The sequence below is a fragment of the Phaeocystidibacter luteus genome (assembly GCF_008933115.1).
Lineage (GTDB): Bacteria > Bacteroidota > Bacteroidia > Flavobacteriales > Schleiferiaceae > Phaeocystidibacter > Phaeocystidibacter luteus.
Genome location: NZ_WBVO01000016.1, coordinates 15,714 through 37,078, shown reverse-complemented (window position 1 = coordinate 37,078; position 21,365 = coordinate 15,714). Strand labels below are relative to the sequence as shown.

Here is a 21,365-nt window from a genome sequence, read left to right as displayed (position 1 = left end):
ATAAACGAAAAAAGCCCAGTCTCATGACCAGGCTTTCTTTTGCTCCTCCTTCCCGATAGCTTCGCATCGGGAGACCCTCTGATTAATCCCGCAAGTGCGGGACTCTAACCCCTGTCCCGCCTATGCGGGGAACTGAGCGAAGGGTATAAAACGAAAAAAGCCCAGTCGTAATGACCAGGCTTTTGTTGCTCCTCCTCTTGGGCTCGAACCAAGGACCCTCTGATTAACAGTCAGATGCTCTAACCAACTGAGCTAAGGAGGAATAATCTCTCTATGTCTTTCCTACCTAGCCTCTGATTAATCCCGCAGGTGCGGGACTCTAACCAACTGAGCTAAGGAGGAATAATCTCTCTATGTCTACCCTACCTGGCCTCTGATTAATCCCGCAGGTGCGGGACTCTAACCAACTGAGCTAAGGAGGAATATGTATCGCTTCTCACAGTTTCATTCCGTTCAAAGCGGGTGCAATATTACGAAGCGGAATGATTTTGCACAATATCTGAATCGAAAAATCTAAAATTATTTCGAATTGCCATCCTCCAACAACCTCATATCTCCATCAAAGACCCCATACGTGTAGTACTGTATCCAGTCGCCGAGATTGATGTAGCGCGACTTTTCGCCCACCTTGAGGTCAAGGGGTAAGTGACGGTGACCGAAGACGAAATAGTCGATGTGACGGTCTTCCAAGACCTCCTTACAGTACTGATAGAGCCACTCGTTTTCCTCTCCCTTAAAAATGGCGTCATCTCCACCCGTATGCTGCCTGCTTTTCTTAGAGAATCTATCCGCAAGCCAAATCCCAAAGTTGGGGTGGACACGCGCATAGCACCACTGCAAAAAGCGGTTGGTGAAAATCTTCTTGATGAATTTGTAGCCGTGGTCACCCGGGCCGAGACCATCGCCATGACCTATCATGAACTTTTTGCCGCCGTGTTCTACCTCAATCGGTGCACGATGAAGCTCGGCACCAATTTCCTCTGGCAAGTAATCGAATATCCAGAGGTCGTGGTTTCCAGTAAAGAGGTGAATCTCAATCCCAGCGTCGGAGAGTTCGGCAAGCTTACCAATGGCACGCGTAAATCCGCGTGGCACGGCTCGCTTGTATTCAAACCAAAAGTCGAATAGATCGCCTACCACATATAGCACCTTCGCATCCTTTCGAATTTCTTCGAGCCACTTGACGAATCGCAACTCGCGTTCCCGACTACTTTTCGCGTCGGGAGCACCAAGATGAAGGTCGGATATGAAGTAAACTTTATCGCCCATTGGGCCTAAGATAGCGCTTATTAGAGATGCATTTCAACCTGCACGAGGTCGATAAACGCATTCAAGCGCTCTTCTATTTCTGAATCCGTTACATTTTCCAAACGAACTGTTCCAAATTTCTCAACACAGAAGCTGGCCAGGGCCGAACCGTGAATAATCGCACGCTTCATGTTGTTGAAACTGATGTCGTTTGTCTTTGCCAAGTAGCCAATGAAGCCACCCGCAAACGTGTCACCTGCACCAGTAGGATCAAACACATCTTCCAACGGAAGGGCAGGGGCAAAGAATACTTCTTCATTATTGAAGAGAAGTGCACCGTGCTCTCCCTTCTTAATGATGAGGTTCTTAGGTCCCATGGTGAGGATTTTCTTAGCCGCTTTAACAAGGCTGTATTCCCCTGAAAGCTGGCGAGCTTCTTCATCGTTGATGGTTAACACATCCACGTTTTTCAACGCCTCCATCAAGTCATCCCAGAAGTTGTCCATCCAGAAGTTCATGGTGTCAAGCACAATCAACTTCGGGCGATTCGGCAACTGCTCTAGAACGCGCTGTTGAACGCTAGGAAGAAGGTTTCCAAGCATCAAAAACTCACAATCCTTATACGACTCCGGAACTACAGGGTCAAACTCAGCCAATACGTTCAGTTGGGTGTCCAACGTATCTCTAGAGTTCATATCGTTGTGATACTTCCCACTCCAGAAGAAGGTTTTTTCACCTTGCTTAATTTGAAGCCCCTCAAGGTCAACCCCACGGTCAGAAAGCAGGTCCATATGCTCTTGTGGAAAGTCTTCGCCAACCACAGAAACAAGGTTTTGCTTAGGCAGATAGCGACTCGCGCTCAATCCGATATAGGTAGCCGCTCCACCGAGAATTTTGTCGGTCTTTCCGAACGGAGTTTCAATGGCGTCAAATGCTACAGTTCCAACAATGAGAAGGCTCATGGAATGTGAAATTTTGGGGTGATGGGGGCAAAGGTAAGGAAAGGCCGCAGTGCGGCAAGTTCGCCGATGGCGAAAAGACGGCTGCCGCCGTAAGTCCGCCTGCCGGCGGAAAGACGGCTACTGCCGTAATGGAGCTGCGCTCAAGTCCTCCTGTAGTCGGAAAGACGGCTACCGCCGTAAGTCCGCCTGCCGGCGGAAAGTCCTCCTATCGTCGGAAAAGCACTTCGTGCAAGTCCGCTTTGCGGCGGAAAGACGCTTAGCGTAAAAGTTTAAGCGACAGCCATCTTTCCTCCGCCAATCGGCGGAGGACTTGCGACGAAGTCGCCTTGCACGAAGTGCCTTTTCTCCCCGCCGGCCGGCGGGGAGGACTTATGGCTCCGCCATCTTGCACGATGTGCCTTGAAAAAAACAAAGGGAGAACTTTCGTCCTCCCTTCAAAATCTATTCAGCTGTTTTTTTACTTCCCAGCCTCATACCTCCTATTAACCTCATCCCAGTTAATCACGTTAAAGAACGCTGAGATGTAATCTGGGCGACGGTTTTGATAGTTGAGGTAGTATGCGTGCTCCCATACGTCGAGACCAAGGATTGGCGTGCCACCGCAACCTTCGTTTGGCATAAGCGGGTTGTCTTGGTTTGCAGAGCTGCATACTTCTACTTTACCACCTGGGTGTACGCAAAGCCATGCCCAACCTGATCCGAAGCGAGTAGCTGCGGCGTTTGAGAATGCTTCCTTGAACTTGTCGTATGAACCGTATGCTTCGTTAATCGCATCAGCCACTGCACCTGTTGGGGCGCCACCACCGTTCGGACTCATTACCGTCCAGAAAAGGTTGTGGTTGTAATATCCACCACCGTTGTTGCGAATTGCACCGTTATCGCTATGGTTAGCCAACAAGTCTTCAATGCTCTTTCCGGCCATATCCGTGCCTTCAATAGCAGCGTTCAACTTCGATGTGTATCCAGCGTGGTGCTTGCTGTGGTGAATTTCCATCGTACGTGCATCAATATGTGGTTCTAGTGCGTCGTACGCATATGGAAGATCTGGTAATTCAAATGCCATGGGTTTGTCTATTTAGAGGTTTAACTTCTATCAAGTAGTACAAATGTAAGGTATGTAATGTTCGAGGGGAAGTGATATTGGTTAAGTCTATGGGGGGATAGATGGGGGTGCTTCGCAAAGGTCCGCCTGCCGGCGGAAAGACGGCTAATGCCGTAAGACGCTGCGCGTAAGTCCTCCTGACGTCGGAAAAGCACTTCGTGCAAGTCCGCCTGCCGGCGGAAAGACGACTGTCGTCGTAAGGGAGCTGCGCTCAAGTCCTCCTATCGTCGGAAAGACGGCTACTGCCGTAAGGGAGCTGCGCTCAAGTCCTCCTATCGTCGGAAAGACGACTGTCGTCGTAAGGGAGCTGCGCTCAAGTCCTCCTGACGTCGGAAAGACGACTGTCGTCGAAAGACGCTTCGCGTAAGTCCGCCTGCCGGCGGAAAGTCCGCCAGTTGGCGGAAAGACGACTGTCGTCGTAAGAGAGCTGCGCTCAAGTCCTCCTGACGTCGGAAAGACGGCTATCGCCGTAAGACGCTGCGCGTAAGAGTTAAAGCTTCAGCCATCTTTCCGTCGCCAATCGGCGGTGGACTTGCGACGAAGTCGCCCTTGCACGCAGTGCCTTGAGCGAAGCTCCTTTCCTCTGCCAGCGGCGGAGGACTTGGAGCGCAGCTCCCTTATGGCTCAGCCATTTTGCACGAAGTGCATTTAAGGTTCCCCCACCTCCCCCGTCTACCTCCGTGACACTTCCGTGATACTTCACGAATACCTTTGAAAATCAAGCTATACGTTATGAGTAGAGTGCTAATTGTAGAGGATGATGCAGATATCATCGATCTGATTTCGATTCATCTAGATGATCTGAATGTGGAAGTTACCAAAGCTATGGACGGCCAAACGGGGTTCGACCTTGCCCAATCGCAACATTTCGATCTCATTATTCTGGATTTGATGATACCGAAAATGGACGGACTTCAAGTTTGTCAGAAGCTTCGAGCACTCGATAACTTCACACCGATTCTTATGCTCACCGCAAAGTCGGAGGAGTTTGATAAAGTACTCGGACTTGAATCTGGGGCCGACGATTATATGACCAAGCCCTTCGGGATTCGGGAGTTCATCGCAAGGGTGAAAGCGATTCTCCGCAGGAATGAATCGTGGAATGAAAACAGGGACACAAAAGCAAAAACGCTCGAGTACGGGGATATTCACATCGATACCGAACGCCGCAAAGTCCAACTCGGCGAAAGCAGAATTGAACTCACACCCAAAGAGTTTCAATTGCTCCAATTACTTGCCGAAAATCCCGGAAGGAGTTTTAGCCGAGAGGAATTGCTCTCTACCATTTGGGGCTACGAGTTTCAAGGGTATGAGCATACGGTGAATTCACACGTGAATCGCTTGAGAGCCAAAATTGAACCCAACGACAAGGCACCAAAATACATCCTCACAACGTGGGGCGTAGGTTATCGTTTCAACGAAGAAATAGCATAATGAAGTTCAAGAATACACTCATGTGGAGGATTGTAGGCGTAATGTTGCTCCTACTCACCATCATTGGCGTCGTCAACGTGATGATTACCACCTCCTCGGCCCGGAAGTACTATCAAGAAACAACTCAACAATTGCACTCGCATGTTGCCGAGCACATGCTCATCGAAGTGCAGCCTTTTATCAACGGCGAGGTAAACGAAGAGGCCCTGGGTAAAATCATGCACTCCATGATGGCAGTAAACCCGAATCTCGAGGTCTATTTGCTAAGTCCCAACGGCGAGATTCTATCCCACGTAGTGCTCGAGAAAGAAGTGCGTCTCGGAAATGTAGACCTAGCCCCCATTGAGGATTTCCTAACGTCAGATAGATCGTCGCTCATTCTCGGTGAAGACCCTCGCAACCCTGGCGAAGGAACTATCTTTTCGGTTGCAGAAGTGATGAACGGCGATGAGCTCGAAGGCTATGTTTACATGGTTCTAGCAAGCGAACAGTACAGCTCGCTCACCGAAGCGCTACTGTCCAGCTACTTCATCCGCAACGGAGTAATCACATTCACCTTTATTCTACTCATCGCCCTTGTCATAGGCGGCGTATTGATCTTCCTCCTCACCAAGAATCTTCGCGTGATTATCCAAACCATTCGTCAGTTTCAGGAGGGAGATATGCATGCGAGAATTCCTGTGAAGAAGAATGATGAACTCGCACTCGTAGGTCGCACCTTCAATCAAATGGCTGATACACTTCTTCACAACATGGATGAGCTGAAGCAAGTCGATGCCCTTCGGAGAGAGCTTATTGCGAATGTCTCGCACGACATCCGCAGCCCGATGGCGGTTATCCACGGATATTTGGAAACACTCCACATCAAGAATGATGATTTGTCTGCCGAAGATCGCGAGAAGTATTTGTCCATCGCATTGCGAAGTTCCGAACGTCTTCAAAAACTGGTAAACGACCTATTTGAATTGTCGAAGTTGGAGAGCAATCAGGTTGAAATGAAGCGAAGTGCGGTGAAAATTGATGAATCGCTCACGAGTACGACTGACGAATTCAGCATTATAGCCAAGGAAAAGAACATCGACCTCAGTTATGTGCTGCCGGAGAACCTTCCGAAAGTAAACGCAGATCTAGATATGATTCAACGGGTCATTCAGAACTTGTTGGAAAATGCGATCAAGTTCACCCCAGAAAGTGGTCACATTGATGTGAAGGCGGCTAGCGTTTCAGGTGGAGTGGAGGTTACCATTCACAATACGGGGAGCGAAATTCCGCAGGAAGATATCCCGAATCTGTTCGATAGATACTACAAGAAAGATCAAACGGGGACCAACAAAGGAGCGGGCTTGGGCTTGGCCATCGTAAAGAAAATCCTAGACGTTCACGAGGCTCGAATAGCGGTTGAAAGCGACGCCACTGGCACCTCTTTCGCGTTTACACTTCCGTTGGCCAGCTAGTTATCACGAAAACGTTATTTCTATGTGAGACCGTCGTGATTTGGTGTGATGATTTTTGGAGTGTAAGAAATTCTAAAACTAATCATCATGACTATTTCAAAATGGATGGCAATCCCGGCGCTTTCACTAGCGATTGTGGCTTGTACTGAAGAAGAAGATCCAACACCAAACCCGAATGGAAACCTCTCCATCAGCGTTCAAAATCTTGAGCCAAACGCGGCCAACGAACGCTATGAAGGATGGATTATCGTAGACGGTTCACCTGTATCAACTGGCTTGTTTGAAGTTGATGGAAACGGTGAGCTCTCTCAGAACTCGTTTAGCGTTGCAAACAGCGATTTGGAGAGTGCCACCGATTTCGTGCTCACTCTCGAACCTTATCCAGATGCAGATCCAGCTCCAAGCCACATCAAAATTATTGGTGGCGCCTTCAACAATAACACAGCAAGCATTTCAGCCGACCACATGGCGGCTCTAGGTGAAGATCTCTTAACCGCAAGCGGCGAGTTTATCTTGGCCACCCCAACCACAACCGACATGAACGATGAGTTGAGCGGCGTTTGGTTCGTAGATCCAATGGCGGGCGCTCCATCTCTAACTCTACCTGACTTGCCTGCAAACTGGGCGTACGAAGGTTGGGCAGTAATCAACGGTACACCTGTAAGCACGGGTACATTTACGAGTGTTTCTGGTGCCGACGCCTCAGGAATGTTCAGCGGTACCGATGCTAGTGGACCTCCATTCCCAGGTGAAGACTTCATTATGAATGCACCTATGGGATTGACTTTCCCAACAGACCTAACGGGCGCGCCGATTGTAATCTCAATCGAACCTGTGCCTGACAATAGTCCAGCGCCATTCATGTTTAAGCCACTTTTCGGTAGCACCCCGAACCCGACAAACGTACACGAGCTATACCCACTTATGAATCAGGTGGGAATGAACTTCCCGGTAGGGGAGGTTAGGAGATAGGTAAAAACACCGGTGGTGTAAGGACGGCTAGCGCCGTAAGTCCTCCGCCAGCCGGCGGAAGAAAGGCACTACGTGCAAGTCCTCCGCCTGCGGCGGATGAAAGGGTCCCGCTAGGGCTTGAAAGGATCCACGCTAGCAGGTGGGGAAAGACCTCACCCCACAAGAGAAGATAGCCGCCTTTAGCGATAGGATTTGCTCAATGTGGTAGGCGATTGAGGGTAACAAATCAAGGGTTGGTTGTACTTGGAGAGGACTCGTGTTTAAGGGACGCGGGTTCTCTTTTTTTGTGCTTCACACAAGGCACTGCGTGCAAGGGCGACTTCGTCGTAAGTCTTCTGTCGCTGACAGAAGAAAGATGCTTCGCATAAGGATAGGCGGTGGAAGACCTAGTGTGATGAGTCAACTAAGTATAGCGCTAACGTACGTCAACTGGAAGTAATTTTCCCTTTGGCGGAGTTTGATGCCTTCCCTTGTATTGATAGCTACCTTGCCTACCCCAATCGGCGGTGGACTTGCGACCAAGTCGTCCTTGCACGCAGTGCCTTGAGCGGAGCTCCTTTCCTCTGCCAGCGGCGGAGGACTTGGAGCGCAGCTCCCTTATGGCTCCGCCATCTTGCACGAAGTGCCTTTATTCCGCCGGCTGGCGGAGGATTTACGGCGCTAGCCGTCTTACGCGAAGCGTCTTATTCCTTTTCGCGAAGCACCACCCTCACCTCCTTCATATTCCATCCCTTCTCCTCCAGTTTCTCATACACCTTGGTTCGGAACTCCGAGTCGATGCGCAGGATGTCCTCCGTGATCCAGAGTAAACAACGATAGCTGGCGTGCGAGTTTTCCACGCCTTTGAACTGAACAACCGGCGCAGGTTCTGTTACGACACCTTCGATTTCTTGGGCCGTCGTTCTCATGATGTCAAGCACGTCTTCAATTGGTGCCTCAGGGTGGACTGGGAAAAAGGCCTCGATTCTTCTGAAACTGTCGTTGAGCGTCCAGTTGGTGACGTTCTTTGTCATGATGTCGTAGTTCGGAACCAGCACTTCTGCTCCTTCCCAAAGCCTGATTCGAACGGCCCTGGCGCCAATTTCCTTGACCTCTCCCTCTTGCGTGCCAATGCGAATGATGTCACCAACGCGCATTGGTCGCTCAAACAAGATGATAATGCCGGCAATGAAGTTTCCAACCACAGCTTGGAGGCCAAAACCAATACCTACACCTAAGGCGCCTAGCACAAAGCTCAATCGGTCTAGCGGTATTCCAAGTACAGAGGCCGCTGCTAAAAATCCCACAAAGAATACAACGTACTTCGTGATGACCCCATAAGCCATCGGAAGCCCTTTCTTTTTGGTCAACCTGCCTGCAACTTCATCCCTGACAATCACCTGAAGGAACTGTGCGACGAAGTATACAATGCCAAGCACTATCAAGAATTCGACGATGCTACTTACCGATATGGAAATATCTCCAGTATCGAATCGGTAGTTCCAAATGACCTTGAGGAATTCGAGAATTTGCTGTCCAAAGTTGAGCTGATTCGCCAAACCAATGAGCCAGATAATAAGCAGGTAATACTGCACGAGCAACGTGATCGGCCTTAAGTTATCACCTAAAAATTCACGCACGATGTGTGTGCGCTTGCCAAACGGGCTCGAAACGAGCGCCTGGAAGAAACGCGGAATGCTGAGGTTGATGAAGTAGATGATAATCCCCATTCCCAAAACATAGAATGAGCCGAAGGTCATGATCCGGGACAGCGAGAAGTTTCCGCTAATGATGGTAATCGCCGCAACCACCTCAAAACCCATAATGGCAACCAGGAGGAATATCACTGGACCGTACCATTTCCTCGTCCTTACCGCATGGGTTCTGCGCAGTTTTCTAATAATGAAACCAATACCAATAAATACCGCGGCAGTTTCGATAAGTAAGGCAACGCGACCTTCAAACGAAACACCCAGTAGGCTGATGATGAAGGCGTCAATCACAAAGAAAATCAAAGGGAAGAGGAGGAACCCACGTAGTCGGGATGCCACATTGCGCCACACGATGAGCATCATCGCCGTATAGCCCATCATCGACTCAAACTTGTTGAGCATTCCAGGCTTGGAAACCGACTCATCTAAACCGTCCATGAAGATGTATCGGTTGATGAATACTGTGATGAGTATGGCACTTGCAAGTGGCAGGTACAACCAGGCCATCAGCACTTTGAAGCGCTGCGCACTATTGAGCCATCGGTGTCTCCTTCCGTATCTCTTTAGGAATATGAGAATTAACGTCGCGATGAGAATCGAAAGCGAAATTCGAATGAAATAATGACCGCTAAACTTTGAATACACCCGTATTTCCTTCCACCACATACCCCAGTTTCCCACCAACTGGTACTTGCTCACTTCCCGAGCTTCCTTCGACCAAAGCGGTGGTAGGTCTTTCCGAATAACGTGATAGATATCGCTCTCGTGAATGGTCTTGAGTAGGTTGTCCGTCTCATTCAGATCTTGAACGAGTTCGTACAATTCGGTTTCGCTTTCGGAGAGTCGGTTGATGGAATCGAGAACCCGTTTTGTCTCTTTTTGAAGCTGGGCCTGAATGCTGCTGATCTGTTCTTCCCAAACGAAGTATAAGGCTGAATCTGTGCTGTGAGCGGCTTCTTCGAGTCGCCATCCTTCGGATTCACCTTTGAGCTTGTCGTGGTAAAAGCGAAGCGTATCTACATCATTATCGATCAGAACCGTGTACGATTTGATCAACTGCTTTACGGAATTGATGCTCTCCATCCACCTTTCCAATTCCCAGATAGACAAAGTAGTATCACCGATTGCAGCTGAGTCAACTACCAGAGGGAGTGCCAATTGAAAGACCTCTTCCTTGCCTTCTCGAATGGCTTTGGCCGATTTTTGAGTTCTCCAGAATTCCTGAATGGCAATGAGCGATTCCTGAGATTCGTCCAACTCTTCACGAATGTTTAACGAAACTTCATCGGTTTTAATCGTCGCAAGTGAGTCGGGCGTTTCTTGTCCAAATAGCACGGAGCTTGGAAGAAGAAACAGTAGGAGGAATTTAAGTGCCTTTACAGACATTGCAGCAGGTAGTTGGTGGATTGAAGAGGAAAGATAACAAACTTCTACATGTGCTTCATTCCAAACAGGTTTTGAGCGAGCGCAATCAAATTTAAAAGAGATTTTCCTCGAATCCGCACGAAGTTTTACCTTTGAATCATGCGGAAGAAACTACAAATCACCTTTTTGTGGATGGCCGGACTCATTTTGTTCGCCCATTCTGTGGTTCCGCATATCCATCATCAAAATGAAATTGAGCACGTTGTTTGTGATGCTACAGACAGTGATGATATGCTCGATTTGTTGGCGAAAGTGTTTCACAATGATCTCGGCGTAGAGCATCTCGAGCACTTCCAAATCAACAAGGCCAACTTCAATTTCATCGCTACGGTTCCCGAGGCAATGAGCCTCATTGAAGTGGTAGAGTACGAGCTCCTTGTTTCTGAAGAATTCCCTGTTGAGTCGAGTCTTCACCTTCGAGATACCCCCTTCTTAGAATCTCACGCCTTACGAGGCCCACCCTTGGTGTAATACCCTGATTTAGTCAGCAGTATTTAACCAAGTTTTCCCTTCATGTTTGAAAAGATAATTCAGGGGTCCGTGAAAAACGGACTCATGGTCATGTTGCTGGTAGCCGGAATAATTGGCGCCGGAATATGGTCACTTAGTAGACTTACCATCGATGCCGTTCCCGATATCACCAATAACCAAGTTCAGGTGGTTACGGTTTCTCCTTCGTTGGCCCCACAAGAGGTAGAACAGTTCATTACCTACCCGGTGGAAATTGCCATGGCAAACCTTCCAAAGGTTCAGGAGATTCGCTCCGTTTCACGATACGGACTGTCCGTTGTGACCGTCGTTTTTGAAGAAGACCTCGCCACCCTCGATGCTCGTCAGTACGTAAAAGAGCAAATTGATGTAGCCATTGAGGACATACCCGACGGAATGGGAGTGCCGGGACTTATGCCGATTACGACTGGCCTAGGGGAGGTATATCAATATACATTGGAGGTTGACGATGAATCTCGCCGCGATTACGATGCCCAAGAGCTGCGTACACTTCAAGATTGGATCGTAAAGCGACAGCTTGCCGGGATTCCTGGAGTGGTTGAAATCAGCAGCTTTGGGGGATTTCTCAAACAGTATGAGGTAAGCGTAAACCCGCGGAATCTCAACGCACTCGGCATCACGCTCCACAACGTATGGGAAGCTTTATCAGCCAACAATCTCAACGCCGGAGGCAGCTATATCGAAAAGGATAAAGAGGCCTGGTACATACGGGCCGAAGGACTCATCAGAAATGTGAAAGACATTGAGTCTATATCGGTTACAGCTCAGGATGGAACACCCATTCGCCTGGGTTCGTTTGCGAAGATCATTGAGGGACATGCACCGCGTTTTGGTGCGATGACCATGGATGGCGAAGGCGAAGCCGTGGGTGGGATCGTCTTAATGCTCAAAGGTGAAAACGCATATGCCGTTACCAAAAGAATTGAAGCGAGGGTAGAAGAGATTCAGTCGACTTTGCCAGACGGAGTGCATATTCGGCCATACTTGGATCGCGCCGATTTGGTAAGCCGAACGATTAACACCGTTACCACAAACCTGGTAGAAGGCGGTTTGATCGTGATTTTCGTACTCATTCTCTTGTTGGGAAATTGGCGTGCAGGACTGATTGTAGCGTCGGTTATTCCACTTTCCATGCTCTTCGCTATTACGTGCATGAACCTCTTCGGTGTAAGCGCCAACCTTATGTCACTCGGGGCAATCGATTTCGGTATTGTAGTAGATGGAGCGGTAATCATTGTTGAAAGTGTGCTTTTTCACCTGCATTCAAAAGGGGCGCTCAACCGTTCGCAACACCGCGAACTCGTCATCGAAAGTTCGGGCAGAATCTACAAGTCCGCCGCCTTTGGCGTTCTGATTATTCTCGTGGTTTTCATCCCAGTTCTCACGTTGCAAGGCGTAGAGGGAAGGATGTTCCGACCTATGGCTCAGACGGTCAGTTTTGCTATGCTTGGAGCCTTGATTCTGTCACTTACCTACGTCCCTTGGATCTCAAGTTTTGCCTTGTATGGCGCAAAGCACAACGCATCCTCATTTTCTGAACGCCTGGTAAAACGACTACAATCCATTTACCGAAATGCACTCAACAAGGCACTGGCTATACCTAAGCTGGTTGTCGGGTTGTCAACCGCTTTGCTGATTGGTGCTTTTGCACTCTTTACTCAAATGGGATCGGTATTCATTCCAACTTTGGAAGAAGGCGACCTTGCCATGCAAGTGAGCATGCGAACGGGCACGAATCTAACAGAGATGATTCGGACCTGCACTAAGGCGGAGAGAGTTCTAATAGAGGAATTCCCTGAAGTGAAGCATGTCGTTAGTAAGATTGGAACGGCTGAAGTCCCTACCGATCCAATGCCTATTGAAGCAGCCGACGTGATGATACTTCTTCATCCTAAAGAAGAGTGGACCAGTGCCAGTACTCGTGAAGAGCTGGTTTCCAAAATGGAAGAAGCATTGGAGCATATTCGAGGTGCCAGCTTCGAGTTCACTCAACCCATTCAATTGCGCTTCAACGAATTGCTAAGCGGTTCAAAGGCCGATGTAGCGGTGAAGATTTATGGAGAAGACTTGGATACACTTGCCGCGTATGCCGAACGAGCTTCACGTAAAATCCAGGAAGTTGAAGGCGCCGCCGACGTGAAAGTTGAGGCCACGCTAGGTATGCGATTCCAACGCATTGTGCCTGACCGCCAGCTTTTAGCTTTCCACGGTGTGGATATGCAAGAGGTGGGCGAACTTATCGAATTTGCCTACGCTGGTGGAGTGGCAGGAACGGTATACGAAGGCGAACGACGGTTTGACCTCGTTGTGCGACTCACCGAAGAAGCTCGACTTTCCAGCAACCTGAATCACGTTTTTGTAACCTCGGCACACGGCCACAGAATCCCGCTATCAGCATTGGTGAATGTGGAAAATGTGGAAGGGCCAAGTATGATTTCTCGTGACAATACAATGCGAAGAATTGCCATTGGAGTAAACGTTCGCGAACGAGATATTGCCAGTGTCGTAGCCGACGTGTCAGCCATTTTTGATTCAGAAATAGATTTACCTCCTGGGTACCGGGTTGAATACGGCGGCGATTTCGAGAACTTGGAGAATGCCACGGCTCGACTACAAATAGCCGTCCCAGTAGCGCTAGTCCTAATCCTCATTTTGCTCTTCGCAACCTTTGGATCGGCTAAGTATGCCTTCTTGATTTTCAGCGCCGTTCCATTGTCCGCCATCGGTGGCGTGGCCGCATTGTATTTACGCGGAATGCCGTTTTCGATTTCTGCCGGAATTGGCTTTATCGCTCTGTTCGGGGTAGCCGTGCTCAACGGTATCGTCATGGTTAGTCACCTCAATGATTTGAAGGATGAAGGGAAGCTGACCTTGCACGATATTCTCTTGAAAGGGGGCACGGATAGACTTCGACCGGTAATCATGACGGCCTCTGTTGCCGCTCTAGGATTTCTACCGATGGCACTTAGTACTTCGGCCGGAGCGGAGGTTCAAAAACCATTGGCCACAGTGGTCATTGGCGGATTGATATCGGCAACATTACTGACGCTCATTGTGTTGCCAGTACTCTACCAGTGGATTCACCGCAAAAACAAACTAACCATGGGAAAGACGGGAATGATTGTCATCGGAATCATGCTTTCGACAGGCATCAACGCACAACAAACACTGTCGGCACAAGATGCCGTGGCCATGGGGGTAGAGAATCATCCGCGGTGGACTCAAGCTGAAGGGGCGGTTCGACAAGCTCGGGCTGAAAAGTCCGCGGCTGTGGACCTAGCTCCCACGGAGTTCGGACTTCAATACGGTCAAATTAACGCGACCGACTTCGACTATAACCTGTCTGTTCAACAAGACATCGGATCCATTCTAAGTCACCTGCGCCGTGGACAATCTGGAGCGGCCCTTATCGAACTTCGTGAAGCGGAGTTTCATCTGGAGGAACGCAAGCTAGCCTGGCTGATTCGTCAAGCCTATTACGACTGGGCGATGTCGTACCACAAGTGGATGACCCTGAAGAATCAATATGAAATGTTGAGCGGGTTTAACGACAAGGTGGCGTTGCGGGCGGAGCTTGGAGAAACGCTGCCTTCGGAGGCTATTCAGTCGAGAGCGGAGCTTCGACGTTTTGCGAATAGAATCGTTGAGGCTCATGCGGAGTACTTGAACTATGAGCGGGCCTTGAGCACTTTGCTACAAACGGAAACGGAATACATCCCTGAGGGAGACGATTACACGCCGCTGCTGATGACACAGCAAGTACGTGTTTTGGATACTGCGCTTCTCGAGCCTCTCGTTGCTAGGCAAATGCTCACGGATGCGAATGTCAAAACCGAATCATCTGTGTACTTCCCAACGTTTAGCGTGGGATACTTCAACCAGATGTTGGAAGGTATTCCAGGGTTTCAGGGAGTCTCGGTGGGGATGTCCTATCCACTGTGGTTTGCGCGCCAGCGGGCGGATGTGAGATCCGCAAAAATCGAAGCTGAGATTGCTCAGCGTCAGGCGGTTTATCAAACTCAGGAATACAAACAGGCCCTTGACCAGGTGAAACGAACACTCGATTTACGGATGCAGCAGTTAGGCGACTTTGCCGAGCCTTCTCGCCAAGATGCGGAAGCTTTAATGGAGGCTGCCGAGGCCGAGTGGGAGAATGGGGAAATTGATTTCTATGCGTTTTTCCAACTCATGCGGACGGCGGTCAACTTGGAATTAGATCGCCTTCAAACCATCCACGATTACAACAGCACAGTACTTCACTACGAATTTCTAACACAATGAAAAGTTCATATATCATTCCTGTACTTCTTGCCCTAGCAGCGTGCTCTTCGCCCAATGCCGAGCAGGAAGAGGCCCACGAGCATAACCACTCCGAAATGGCTATGGGTATGCCAACACTTGATACACTCTACACGGAAATCACGTGCACTGGTGTGGTGGATGTTCCGCCGCAAAGTAGGGCGACTGTCTCCGCTCCGTTAGGCGGATACCTCAGAGATGTGAGGTTTTATCCAGGAGAACGCGTGTCGAAAGGAGAAGTTCTCGGCATGGTGGCGCACCCAGATTACATTGAGATTCAGCACAATTACTTAGATGCCCAGGCAAAGGTGAAGTTCTTAGAGCTTGACATGCAACGAAAGGCTGACTTGGCCGCTCAAAATGCGGTCAACGAGCGAACCTTGCAGCAGGTGGAATCTGAGCTTCAATCGGAAAAGTCTAGAATGATGGCGGCTTCGGCAAAGCTGCGCCAAATTGGAATAGATCCGAGCTCTTTAACGGCAGATAACATCGTGGATGGGATGGTCCTTCGTTCGCCAATTGCAGGGCACATTACCGCGATAAACGTCAACCTTGGTCAGCATGTAACTCCCGAGGAACCGCTCTACGAAATCGTAGACGATAGCCACATGCACATTGAACTCTCCATCTTTCCGCGAGATATTGCCGCTATTCGCGTAGGGCAAACGATTGAGTTTTACATCCCAGGAGATTCTAAAAAGTACAAAGGGGATGTTCAGCAGGTTGGTCGACAAGTAAATGATGAATCTGGAGCATTCATTATTCACGCTCACGCGGATGACAATCCGGATGTTTTGCGACCTGGACAGTATGTTGAGGGCAAGATTTTGTTAGAGCCTGTGCCAGCGTTTATCCTACCTGAAGTGGCGGTGGTAACCAAGGAGGGTAAGTCGTACGTGTTCACTAAAGAAGGCGACGATTACCATATGATTGAAGTACATCCTGGAGTTGCTTCGGGAAAGATGGTTCAGATCATGGATACCTTGGAGGTTCCGGTCGTGTTGGAGGACGCTTACCTCTTGTTAGAGGCTGAAGGCGGTCATGATCACAGCCATTAAAACGACATGCAATCTTTACAAAGCTCGAGTTCATCTTTTCGTCCCGAATCGATGAATTCGAGGTATTTGCGACGTTCCGCGGAGTTGTAGATTTCCCACAAACTCTTCTCCCAGAGGTTGCCGACTACTCCTTTGCTGTTGAGGTCGTTGCAACAAACGGTTACGTCGCCATTTGGAAGGAGCACAAGTTGACGTAGAAGAAGATCGCATCCGCGTGACTTCTGTGCCTTTGGCTTGTCATCAAGCTCTATCTCCCCACCCCAATCGTGCAGCCTCCGTAACTCGTGGTGATCAAACAACATGGAGAGTTGTTGAAACTCTGGGTGCATCCATGCTTTGGTAAGCGGTTTAGGCTCGGGGACAATGGTGATTCCGTACAGGCGAACGGGTAGTTTTTCTTCCCGAATGCGCGTGGCCAGGTGTCCGACATTTTTGTAGAAAGGAGCCCATTTTGCATTCACGCGAAGATCTTCAAACTCTTCGGGCGTTCCACCGTCTAAGCTGAACCCAATTTCGTCGACTAGCTCTTCATTTAGGATAGTATCGGCCAGTGTAGGTCTGAGCAACATACCGTTGGTAAGCATGCTGATTTTCGGAAACTTCAGGTCGTGCTTTAGCGCTATTTGTCGGTATTCCTTGATAATCCGAAGCATTTCGATACGCTTGGGATGAAGGAGTGTTTCGCCGCCATTGTAGAGGTTGATTTTCTCGACGTGATGAAAGCGAAAGTCGACTAACCATTGATCTAGAAAACGTCGAAGCACGAGGAGCGACATGTTCTGTTTTGGCTTGTTATGGTCGAGCGCGCAAAATTTGCATCTAAGGTTACAGGCAGAGGCAAACTCAAGATTGATTTCGCGGATGGAAGCGCGTTTAGAATGCCCTGGCCACTTGTAAAAGTACCGGTACTTCAATCGCGACTGCACCTCTTGTCCCTTCTTTAATGCGGGCCAAAGCACAGGGTGCTCGTTAAACTTCTCCTTCAGTTTTTCTTTGTTGAGGGCTGACATGAGAACAAAGAAAGGGGATGGGGGTGGGGGAAAATATGATGGAAGTCAGGTTGGGGAGATCCGCCAATTGGCGGAAATGATAATCCGCCCATCGGCGGATTAAAGGATTAAAACTCGTCCGAGTTTTAAAAGGGGCCGAGGCTTGTGTTTCAGGATTGTGGTCATCATCAAGGCCTGTGCAATACGAGAAGCGAATGACCCGCACAAAGTGTTGAGGCCGAAACGTTAAAACAGTGGATTATTCCCATTTATACTCTAGCGGACTGCGATTGATTTATGAAGGTCAAGTGGTCGCGTCAACTTGGATATTTCCTTTAGCGGACCTTCCTCTTTTCTCCGCCGATTGGCGGAGAATCCTTTCATTCGCCAATAGGCGGATGATCCTTTTTCTGATTTCATCAGAAACCCTTTACGCAACCCTTCACCTCCCCACCTCGTACAGGTTCACAATAACCCACACTCCCTCATGCGTTTAATTATAACTTTATAAATTAACCGGCATGAAATTTTCGCTCCTCTCAGTGCTGTTCTTGGCACTACCATTTATCACCGTGGCTCAGGTTGATGAGCCTAGTTTAAACCTTTACTTCGGGTACGACTTAGATGAGTTGACCGATGAACATCGCGCTCAGTTGAAGGAGTTTGTTTCCTCCTTGGAGTGCGACTCTATCTTCCTTAGTGTTTCGGGGCATACGGATAACCACGCCAGTGACGAGTACAACATTGCGTTGTCGCAGAGACGGGTGAATTCAGCTTTAATTGGCTTGGAAGAGCTGGGCATTGGTGCGGCGCAGATTCAAACAGAACGCAAGGGTGAATTTGTGCCCGTGGCTACGAATGACCTTGATGAAGGAAGGGCAAAGAACAGAAGGGTGGAGATTCGGGTGTTGAATTGTCCGATTGATACAACAACGAATGATCTACTAAGGCTTTTGGCGCTCGAGCCTCAAATCCGACGAGTTGATGTGGGTCGCGACACCGTATTAGTGCTTGATGGCGGCACAATTCTTCACCTGTCCGCCAACACGTTCACACTGCCTGCGGGCTTTGCCGATAGCACTAGAATCAGGCTTGAACTCACAGAGGTGCTCACCATAGGAGATATGATTCGGGCGAATGTGGTAACCAAGACATCAAGTGGCGAGTTGCTTCAAACGGGCGGGATGCTTAAGATCGAAGCCTTTGCTGACTCTGTAAGGCTTGATTCTGATGAGCCCATGATCGCTGAATTTCCGGGTCAATTTGAAGGAGATTACAGAGCCTTCACGGGGAGTCATGATGGACATTCCCGAGCGACACAATGGAGAAATGCGCCAATGCAACTAGGAGACGCTCTTTTGAATGGATGCAACACATTCAGTAGAGGTCGTGTGCGCACTCGAGTAGTACCCTGTAATTTTTGGTGCAGTTTGAGGAGAACGTTAAACGGGTTGAGCTGGAAGCCAGAGCCTGACTACACCATCACCGGAAGAGATTGGAGGCTATCTCCTGACTCAATGCTCTACGATGTGTGCTTTTTGGATAGCTACATTTCGTACGATTCACTAGTCACACTCTGTAAGGTGTACAATGTTAAGGACACTCGATTCCTACTCGATAGCGTGTTTAAGGATGAATACAGAGAAGCGGGTTTTGACAATTACCTTGACTACGCGAAAGACCAGGCGGTAAAAGAATTTGAGGCTGTGCAGAATCGGATTCGCAATGGACAGGCCACTGCAACGGAGTTTTATACGGCGATTCCCGTATTCAGCGGCTGGAATAATCTAGATGTGTTTATGAAGATTCCTTCTAGGCAGCAGACGGAGGTCATCGCTCAATCTCCTAGAAGGATGAACCAAGAGCTCATTCGATTCATTGCTCCCGATTATCGTATTTGCGTGGGTCCATCAACAGTTCGAGGACGCGAAATTCGATTCTCTCCTGTAAAAGTTGGAATTGACGGAGAAGTGGTAGGAATCAAGTACAACAAGGGAAAGATCTATTTCGCTCGCGCATCGATGCAGAATATCGACGATACCGAGGTCGAGTTGAGCTATCGCGAGGTAACTTATGATGAACTCGAACATGAACTTGCTCAACTAGGTGGAGCGTTCCAATTTGCTGTTGGGTACTAGTTGGCTGTAAGTGTCCTTCTATGATAGTTTATCTGTCCGAGGTGATACGTAAAATGATGAAGAAACTGTAGGTGAGCGAAGCCATTCGTGATTTCGTTCCCAGCGAATTCGATGGGGTATTTTTCCGCGTAGCTCGATTCTGAAGCGGCGGAGAAGTACCCCTTCATCATTTGTTTCACATAGGCCAGTTGTTCAAGCATCTGCTCTCTGCTCATTCTTCCGGCGAATTCATTTTCTCTGTCACGCACATATCCGTCTTCAACCAATATCGCCCCATAAAAATGACGCAAATTTCCGATCAAGTGCATGGCTAGGTTCCCAGCAGAATTTGTGGTTCCGGGCAGCACTTTGAACATGGTATCCTCATCTGGATAACCGTTGATTTCATTTTCCAATTGAGACAATTGTCGGTCGAAGTGAAGGAGAAGCTCTTGTTTCATGGGGGGAAGGTAGAGAATAGGCAATCCTTTTTTTCGCTAAAGGCGGAAAAAAGGGTTGCCAGTGGCAAAAGGGTTCCCGCTGGATGGCGGGAAAAGGATTGCTCTCCTATCGTCGAGCAAAAGGATCACGCGCCTGGCGGCTTGTGAAAGTCTACCTAGCCTATGTCCCAAGCCCGGCTCGCGCTTAAGCACCGTGCCTATTGCCTCGTTTTGCGCCTTGCCCGTCCACCGACGGGTTTTTTACGCACTACGATGATTTTAATTTTCGCGGTTTTGCAGCCTGCCTGCCAGCCGGCGGGTGGACCACGTCCGATGATAATTGCGATTTTGCTTTTTGCGATTTTGCGCGAACCACACACGATGATAATCCTATTCAGCACATCCCAACAAAAAAGCGCGACCCACCGGCCGCGCCTTTCGCTCAGGTTATATGTACCTGCAGATTATTCATCATCCGCTTCAACTTCTACGTCGAGCATCGCAATAAACTGCGCGTACAGGTCTTCGTTAGATTGAGCACTGATAACGATTACACCATTGCTGTTCACCGATGCATTGTCGAAGTCCATGCTTGACATGATGGTGTTCAGGTCGATGCTCACGAGGATGTCGCGCACATCATTAGCTTCAATGGTAATGCCGTTTTCGTCTTCAATTTCGAGTTCGAGCTCGCCAACAAGCTCTATTTCGAAGCTGTAAGTGATTCCGGCTACGGTTTCATATTCACCTTCGAGGAAGATGGCAGTTTCGGATAGATCTTCTGATCCGATCGTCACTTCAAGCTCATCATATTCCCCAGCTTCCACTTCTACGGTTGGAAATTCTGGCATAGATTCACCCGTCATGAGGTCAACTCGGAAGTTTCCGGTAATGTCAATTTCTGATTCAGACTCCACTCCTTCCGACTCGCTCTCGCGCTCGAGTTCAACCTCGGTTACCACCGCGTAGGCAGAAGTAAAGTTGAGTTCACCGAATTTGTTGGAAGCATCGGTAGATTGCATTTTCATCGAGTACCCAGTGGTTGTCGAATTTGTTCCGTCCAATTGAGCCTCTTCACAACTTGCTAAGCCAATAATCGCTACTAATGAAAGAATTGAGTATTTCATAATACGTGTGTTTTGGGTTATAAATTTCTTTGAGGTCCTCAACTATAAAGCGAGACTGGCTGTGGTTTTCCGCATGAGAAATCCAAATTTGTTCCTCATTCGTATGTCAAGCAGTGGGCTGCTTGTTTTTTGAGAAAGAGGGTCGACAGTGGCGAAAGGATTCCCGCCAGATGGCGGGAAAAGGATTGCTCTCCTATCGTCGAGCAAAAGGATCACGCGCCTGGCGGCTTGTGAAAGTCGACCCAGCCTATGTCGGAAGCCCGGCACGCGTTGAAGCACCGTGCCTATTGCCTCTTTTTGCGCCTCGCCCGTCTACCGACGGGTTTTCTACGCACTACGATGATTTTATTATTTGCGGTTTTGCTTTTTGCGGTTTTGCGCGAACCCCATTCGATGATCCACCATGCTCACCCCACTCATACCCTCGGGCTAAAGCCACGAGGCTATGATAATTATCCCCGCCAGCCGGCGGGGAATCGCGTTAGAGATACCCCACCATATCCCATGTCCGGCACGCGCTAAAGCACCCTGCCTATT

14 protein-coding genes and 1 tRNA gene are annotated in these 21,365 nt (G+C 49.0%); 7 read left to right on the top strand and 8 right to left on the bottom strand.

Translation table 11 applies throughout. The features are described from left to right. Positions 1 to 188: 188 nt before the first annotated feature. From F8C67_RS14010 to F8C67_RS13995, 4 genes are all read right to left on the bottom strand, one after another. A tRNA-Asn gene (locus tag F8C67_RS14010) sits at positions 189 to 262 on the bottom strand. A gap of 257 nt (positions 263 to 519) precedes the next feature. Then, complete coding sequence (locus F8C67_RS14005; protein WP_151668492.1) at positions 520 to 1,269, bottom strand: UDP-2,3-diacylglucosamine diphosphatase; 750 nt, start codon at positions 1,267 to 1,269, stop codon at positions 520 to 522. 20 nt (positions 1,270 to 1,289) lie between these two features. Then, positions 1,290 to 2,210 (bottom strand): PfkB family carbohydrate kinase, encoded by a 921-nt coding sequence (locus F8C67_RS14000; protein WP_151668491.1) that lies wholly within the window; start codon positions 2,208 to 2,210, stop codon positions 1,290 to 1,292. A gap of 457 nt (positions 2,211 to 2,667) precedes the next feature. Next, positions 2,668 to 3,273, bottom strand: a complete 606-nt coding sequence (locus tag F8C67_RS13995) for a superoxide dismutase (protein WP_151668490.1) — start codon at positions 3,271 to 3,273, stop codon at positions 2,668 to 2,670. Between the two features lie 771 nt (positions 3,274 to 4,044). Here F8C67_RS13995 and F8C67_RS13990 point away from each other — a divergent pair. The 3 genes from F8C67_RS13990 to F8C67_RS13980 all read left to right on the top strand — a co-directional run bounded on the left by F8C67_RS13990 (position 4,045) and on the right by F8C67_RS13980 (position 7,172). Continuing rightward, complete coding sequence (locus F8C67_RS13990) at positions 4,045 to 4,746, top strand: response regulator transcription factor (RefSeq protein ID WP_151668489.1); 702 nt, start codon at positions 4,045 to 4,047, stop codon at positions 4,744 to 4,746. After that, positions 4,746 to 6,200 carry a sensor histidine kinase gene (locus F8C67_RS13985; RefSeq protein WP_151668488.1) on the top strand — a complete coding sequence of 485 codons (1,455 nt, stop codon included), beginning with the start codon at positions 4,746 to 4,748 and terminating at the stop codon, positions 6,198 to 6,200. The genes F8C67_RS13990 and F8C67_RS13985 overlap by 1 nt, the downstream gene beginning before the upstream one ends. 87 nt (positions 6,201 to 6,287) lie before the next feature. Then, complete coding sequence (locus tag F8C67_RS13980; protein ID WP_151668487.1) at positions 6,288 to 7,172, top strand: anti-sigma factor; 885 nt, start codon at positions 6,288 to 6,290, stop codon at positions 7,170 to 7,172. A 683-nt stretch (positions 7,173 to 7,855) separates the two neighbouring features. Here the strand turns inward: F8C67_RS13980 and F8C67_RS13975 are convergent. Next, positions 7,856 to 10,249: a mechanosensitive ion channel domain-containing protein gene (locus tag F8C67_RS13975; RefSeq protein WP_151668486.1), complete on the bottom strand. Its 2,394-nt coding sequence runs from the start codon at positions 10,247 to 10,249 to the stop codon at positions 7,856 to 7,858. Positions 10,250 to 10,387: 138 nt separating this feature from the next. Here F8C67_RS13975 and F8C67_RS13970 point away from each other — a divergent pair, with 138 nt between their 5' ends. From F8C67_RS13970 to F8C67_RS13960, 3 genes are read left to right on the top strand one after another with little or no spacing between them, the layout of a single operon-like run. Continuing rightward, positions 10,388 to 10,759 carry a hypothetical protein gene (locus tag F8C67_RS13970; RefSeq protein ID WP_151668485.1) on the top strand — a complete coding sequence of 124 codons (372 nt, stop codon included), beginning with the start codon at positions 10,388 to 10,390 and terminating at the stop codon, positions 10,757 to 10,759. Between the two features lie 42 nt (positions 10,760 to 10,801). After that, positions 10,802 to 15,079, top strand: a complete 4,278-nt coding sequence (locus tag F8C67_RS13965; protein ID WP_151668484.1) for a CusA/CzcA family heavy metal efflux RND transporter — start codon at positions 10,802 to 10,804, stop codon at positions 15,077 to 15,079. Then, complete coding sequence (locus tag F8C67_RS13960; RefSeq protein WP_151668483.1) at positions 15,076 to 16,155, top strand: efflux RND transporter periplasmic adaptor subunit; 1,080 nt, start codon at positions 15,076 to 15,078, stop codon at positions 16,153 to 16,155. The genes F8C67_RS13965 and F8C67_RS13960 overlap by 4 nt, the downstream gene beginning before the upstream one ends. On the opposite strand, the gene F8C67_RS13955 is transcribed toward F8C67_RS13960, so the two are convergent. Next, entirely contained in the window at positions 16,152 to 17,165 is a 1,014-nt protein-coding gene (locus tag F8C67_RS13955; RefSeq protein ID WP_151668482.1) for a radical SAM protein, read from the bottom strand. The two genes, F8C67_RS13960 and F8C67_RS13955, sit on opposite strands and share 4 nt — an antisense overlap. A 500-nt stretch (positions 17,166 to 17,665) precedes the next feature. On the opposite strand from F8C67_RS13955, the gene F8C67_RS13950 reads away from it, so the two are divergent. Continuing rightward, positions 17,666 to 19,282, top strand: coding sequence for an OmpA family protein (locus tag F8C67_RS13950; RefSeq protein WP_151668481.1), 1,617 nt, complete (start codon positions 17,666 to 17,668; stop codon positions 19,280 to 19,282). Here F8C67_RS13950 and F8C67_RS13945 read toward each other — a convergent pair. Next, complete coding sequence (locus F8C67_RS13945; RefSeq protein ID WP_151668480.1) at positions 19,279 to 19,722, bottom strand: DinB family protein; 444 nt, start codon at positions 19,720 to 19,722, stop codon at positions 19,279 to 19,281. The two genes, F8C67_RS13950 and F8C67_RS13945, sit on opposite strands and share 4 nt — an antisense overlap. A 443-nt stretch (positions 19,723 to 20,165) precedes the next feature. Beyond that, the gene (locus F8C67_RS13940) at positions 20,166 to 20,828 is read right to left on the bottom strand and encodes a DUF4382 domain-containing protein (RefSeq protein WP_151668479.1); all 663 of its coding nucleotides are present in this window, start codon (positions 20,826 to 20,828) and stop codon (positions 20,166 to 20,168) included. Positions 20,829 to 21,365 lie beyond the last annotated feature (537 nt).

Bases quoted from the DNA above. Each gene is read 5' to 3' on its own strand.
- F8C67_RS13975 (WP_151668486.1), bottom strand. From the start codon at position 10,249: ATGTCTGTAAAGGCACTTAAATTCCTCCTACTGTTTCTTCTTCCAAGC.
- F8C67_RS13955 (WP_151668482.1), bottom strand. From the start codon at position 17,165: ATGTCAGCCCTCAACAAAGAAAAACTGAAGGAGAAGTTTAACGAGCAC.
- F8C67_RS13965 (WP_151668484.1), top strand. From the start codon at position 10,802: ATGTTTGAAAAGATAATTCAGGGGTCCGTGAAAAACGGACTCATGGTC.
- F8C67_RS13980 (WP_151668487.1), top strand. From the start codon at position 6,288: ATGACTATTTCAAAATGGATGGCAATCCCGGCGCTTTCACTAGCGATT.
- F8C67_RS13990 (WP_151668489.1), top strand. From the start codon at position 4,045: ATGAGTAGAGTGCTAATTGTAGAGGATGATGCAGATATCATCGATCTG.
- F8C67_RS13985 (WP_151668488.1), top strand. From the start codon at position 4,746: ATGAAGTTCAAGAATACACTCATGTGGAGGATTGTAGGCGTAATGTTG.
- F8C67_RS13995 (WP_151668490.1), bottom strand. From the start codon at position 3,273: ATGGCATTTGAATTACCAGATCTTCCATATGCGTACGACGCACTAGAA.
- F8C67_RS13950 (WP_151668481.1), top strand. From the start codon at position 17,666: ATGAAATTTTCGCTCCTCTCAGTGCTGTTCTTGGCACTACCATTTATC.
- F8C67_RS13945 (WP_151668480.1), bottom strand. From the start codon at position 19,722: ATGAAACAAGAGCTTCTCCTTCACTTCGACCGACAATTGTCTCAATTG.
- F8C67_RS13970 (WP_151668485.1), top strand. From the start codon at position 10,388: ATGCGGAAGAAACTACAAATCACCTTTTTGTGGATGGCCGGACTCATT.
- F8C67_RS13960 (WP_151668483.1), top strand. From the start codon at position 15,076: ATGAAAAGTTCATATATCATTCCTGTACTTCTTGCCCTAGCAGCGTGC.
- F8C67_RS14000 (WP_151668491.1), bottom strand. From the start codon at position 2,210: ATGAGCCTTCTCATTGTTGGAACTGTAGCATTTGACGCCATTGAAACT.
- F8C67_RS13940 (WP_151668479.1), bottom strand. From the start codon at position 20,828: ATGAAATACTCAATTCTTTCATTAGTAGCGATTATTGGCTTAGCAAGT.
- F8C67_RS14005 (WP_151668492.1), bottom strand. From the start codon at position 1,269: ATGGGCGATAAAGTTTACTTCATATCCGACCTTCATCTTGGTGCTCCC.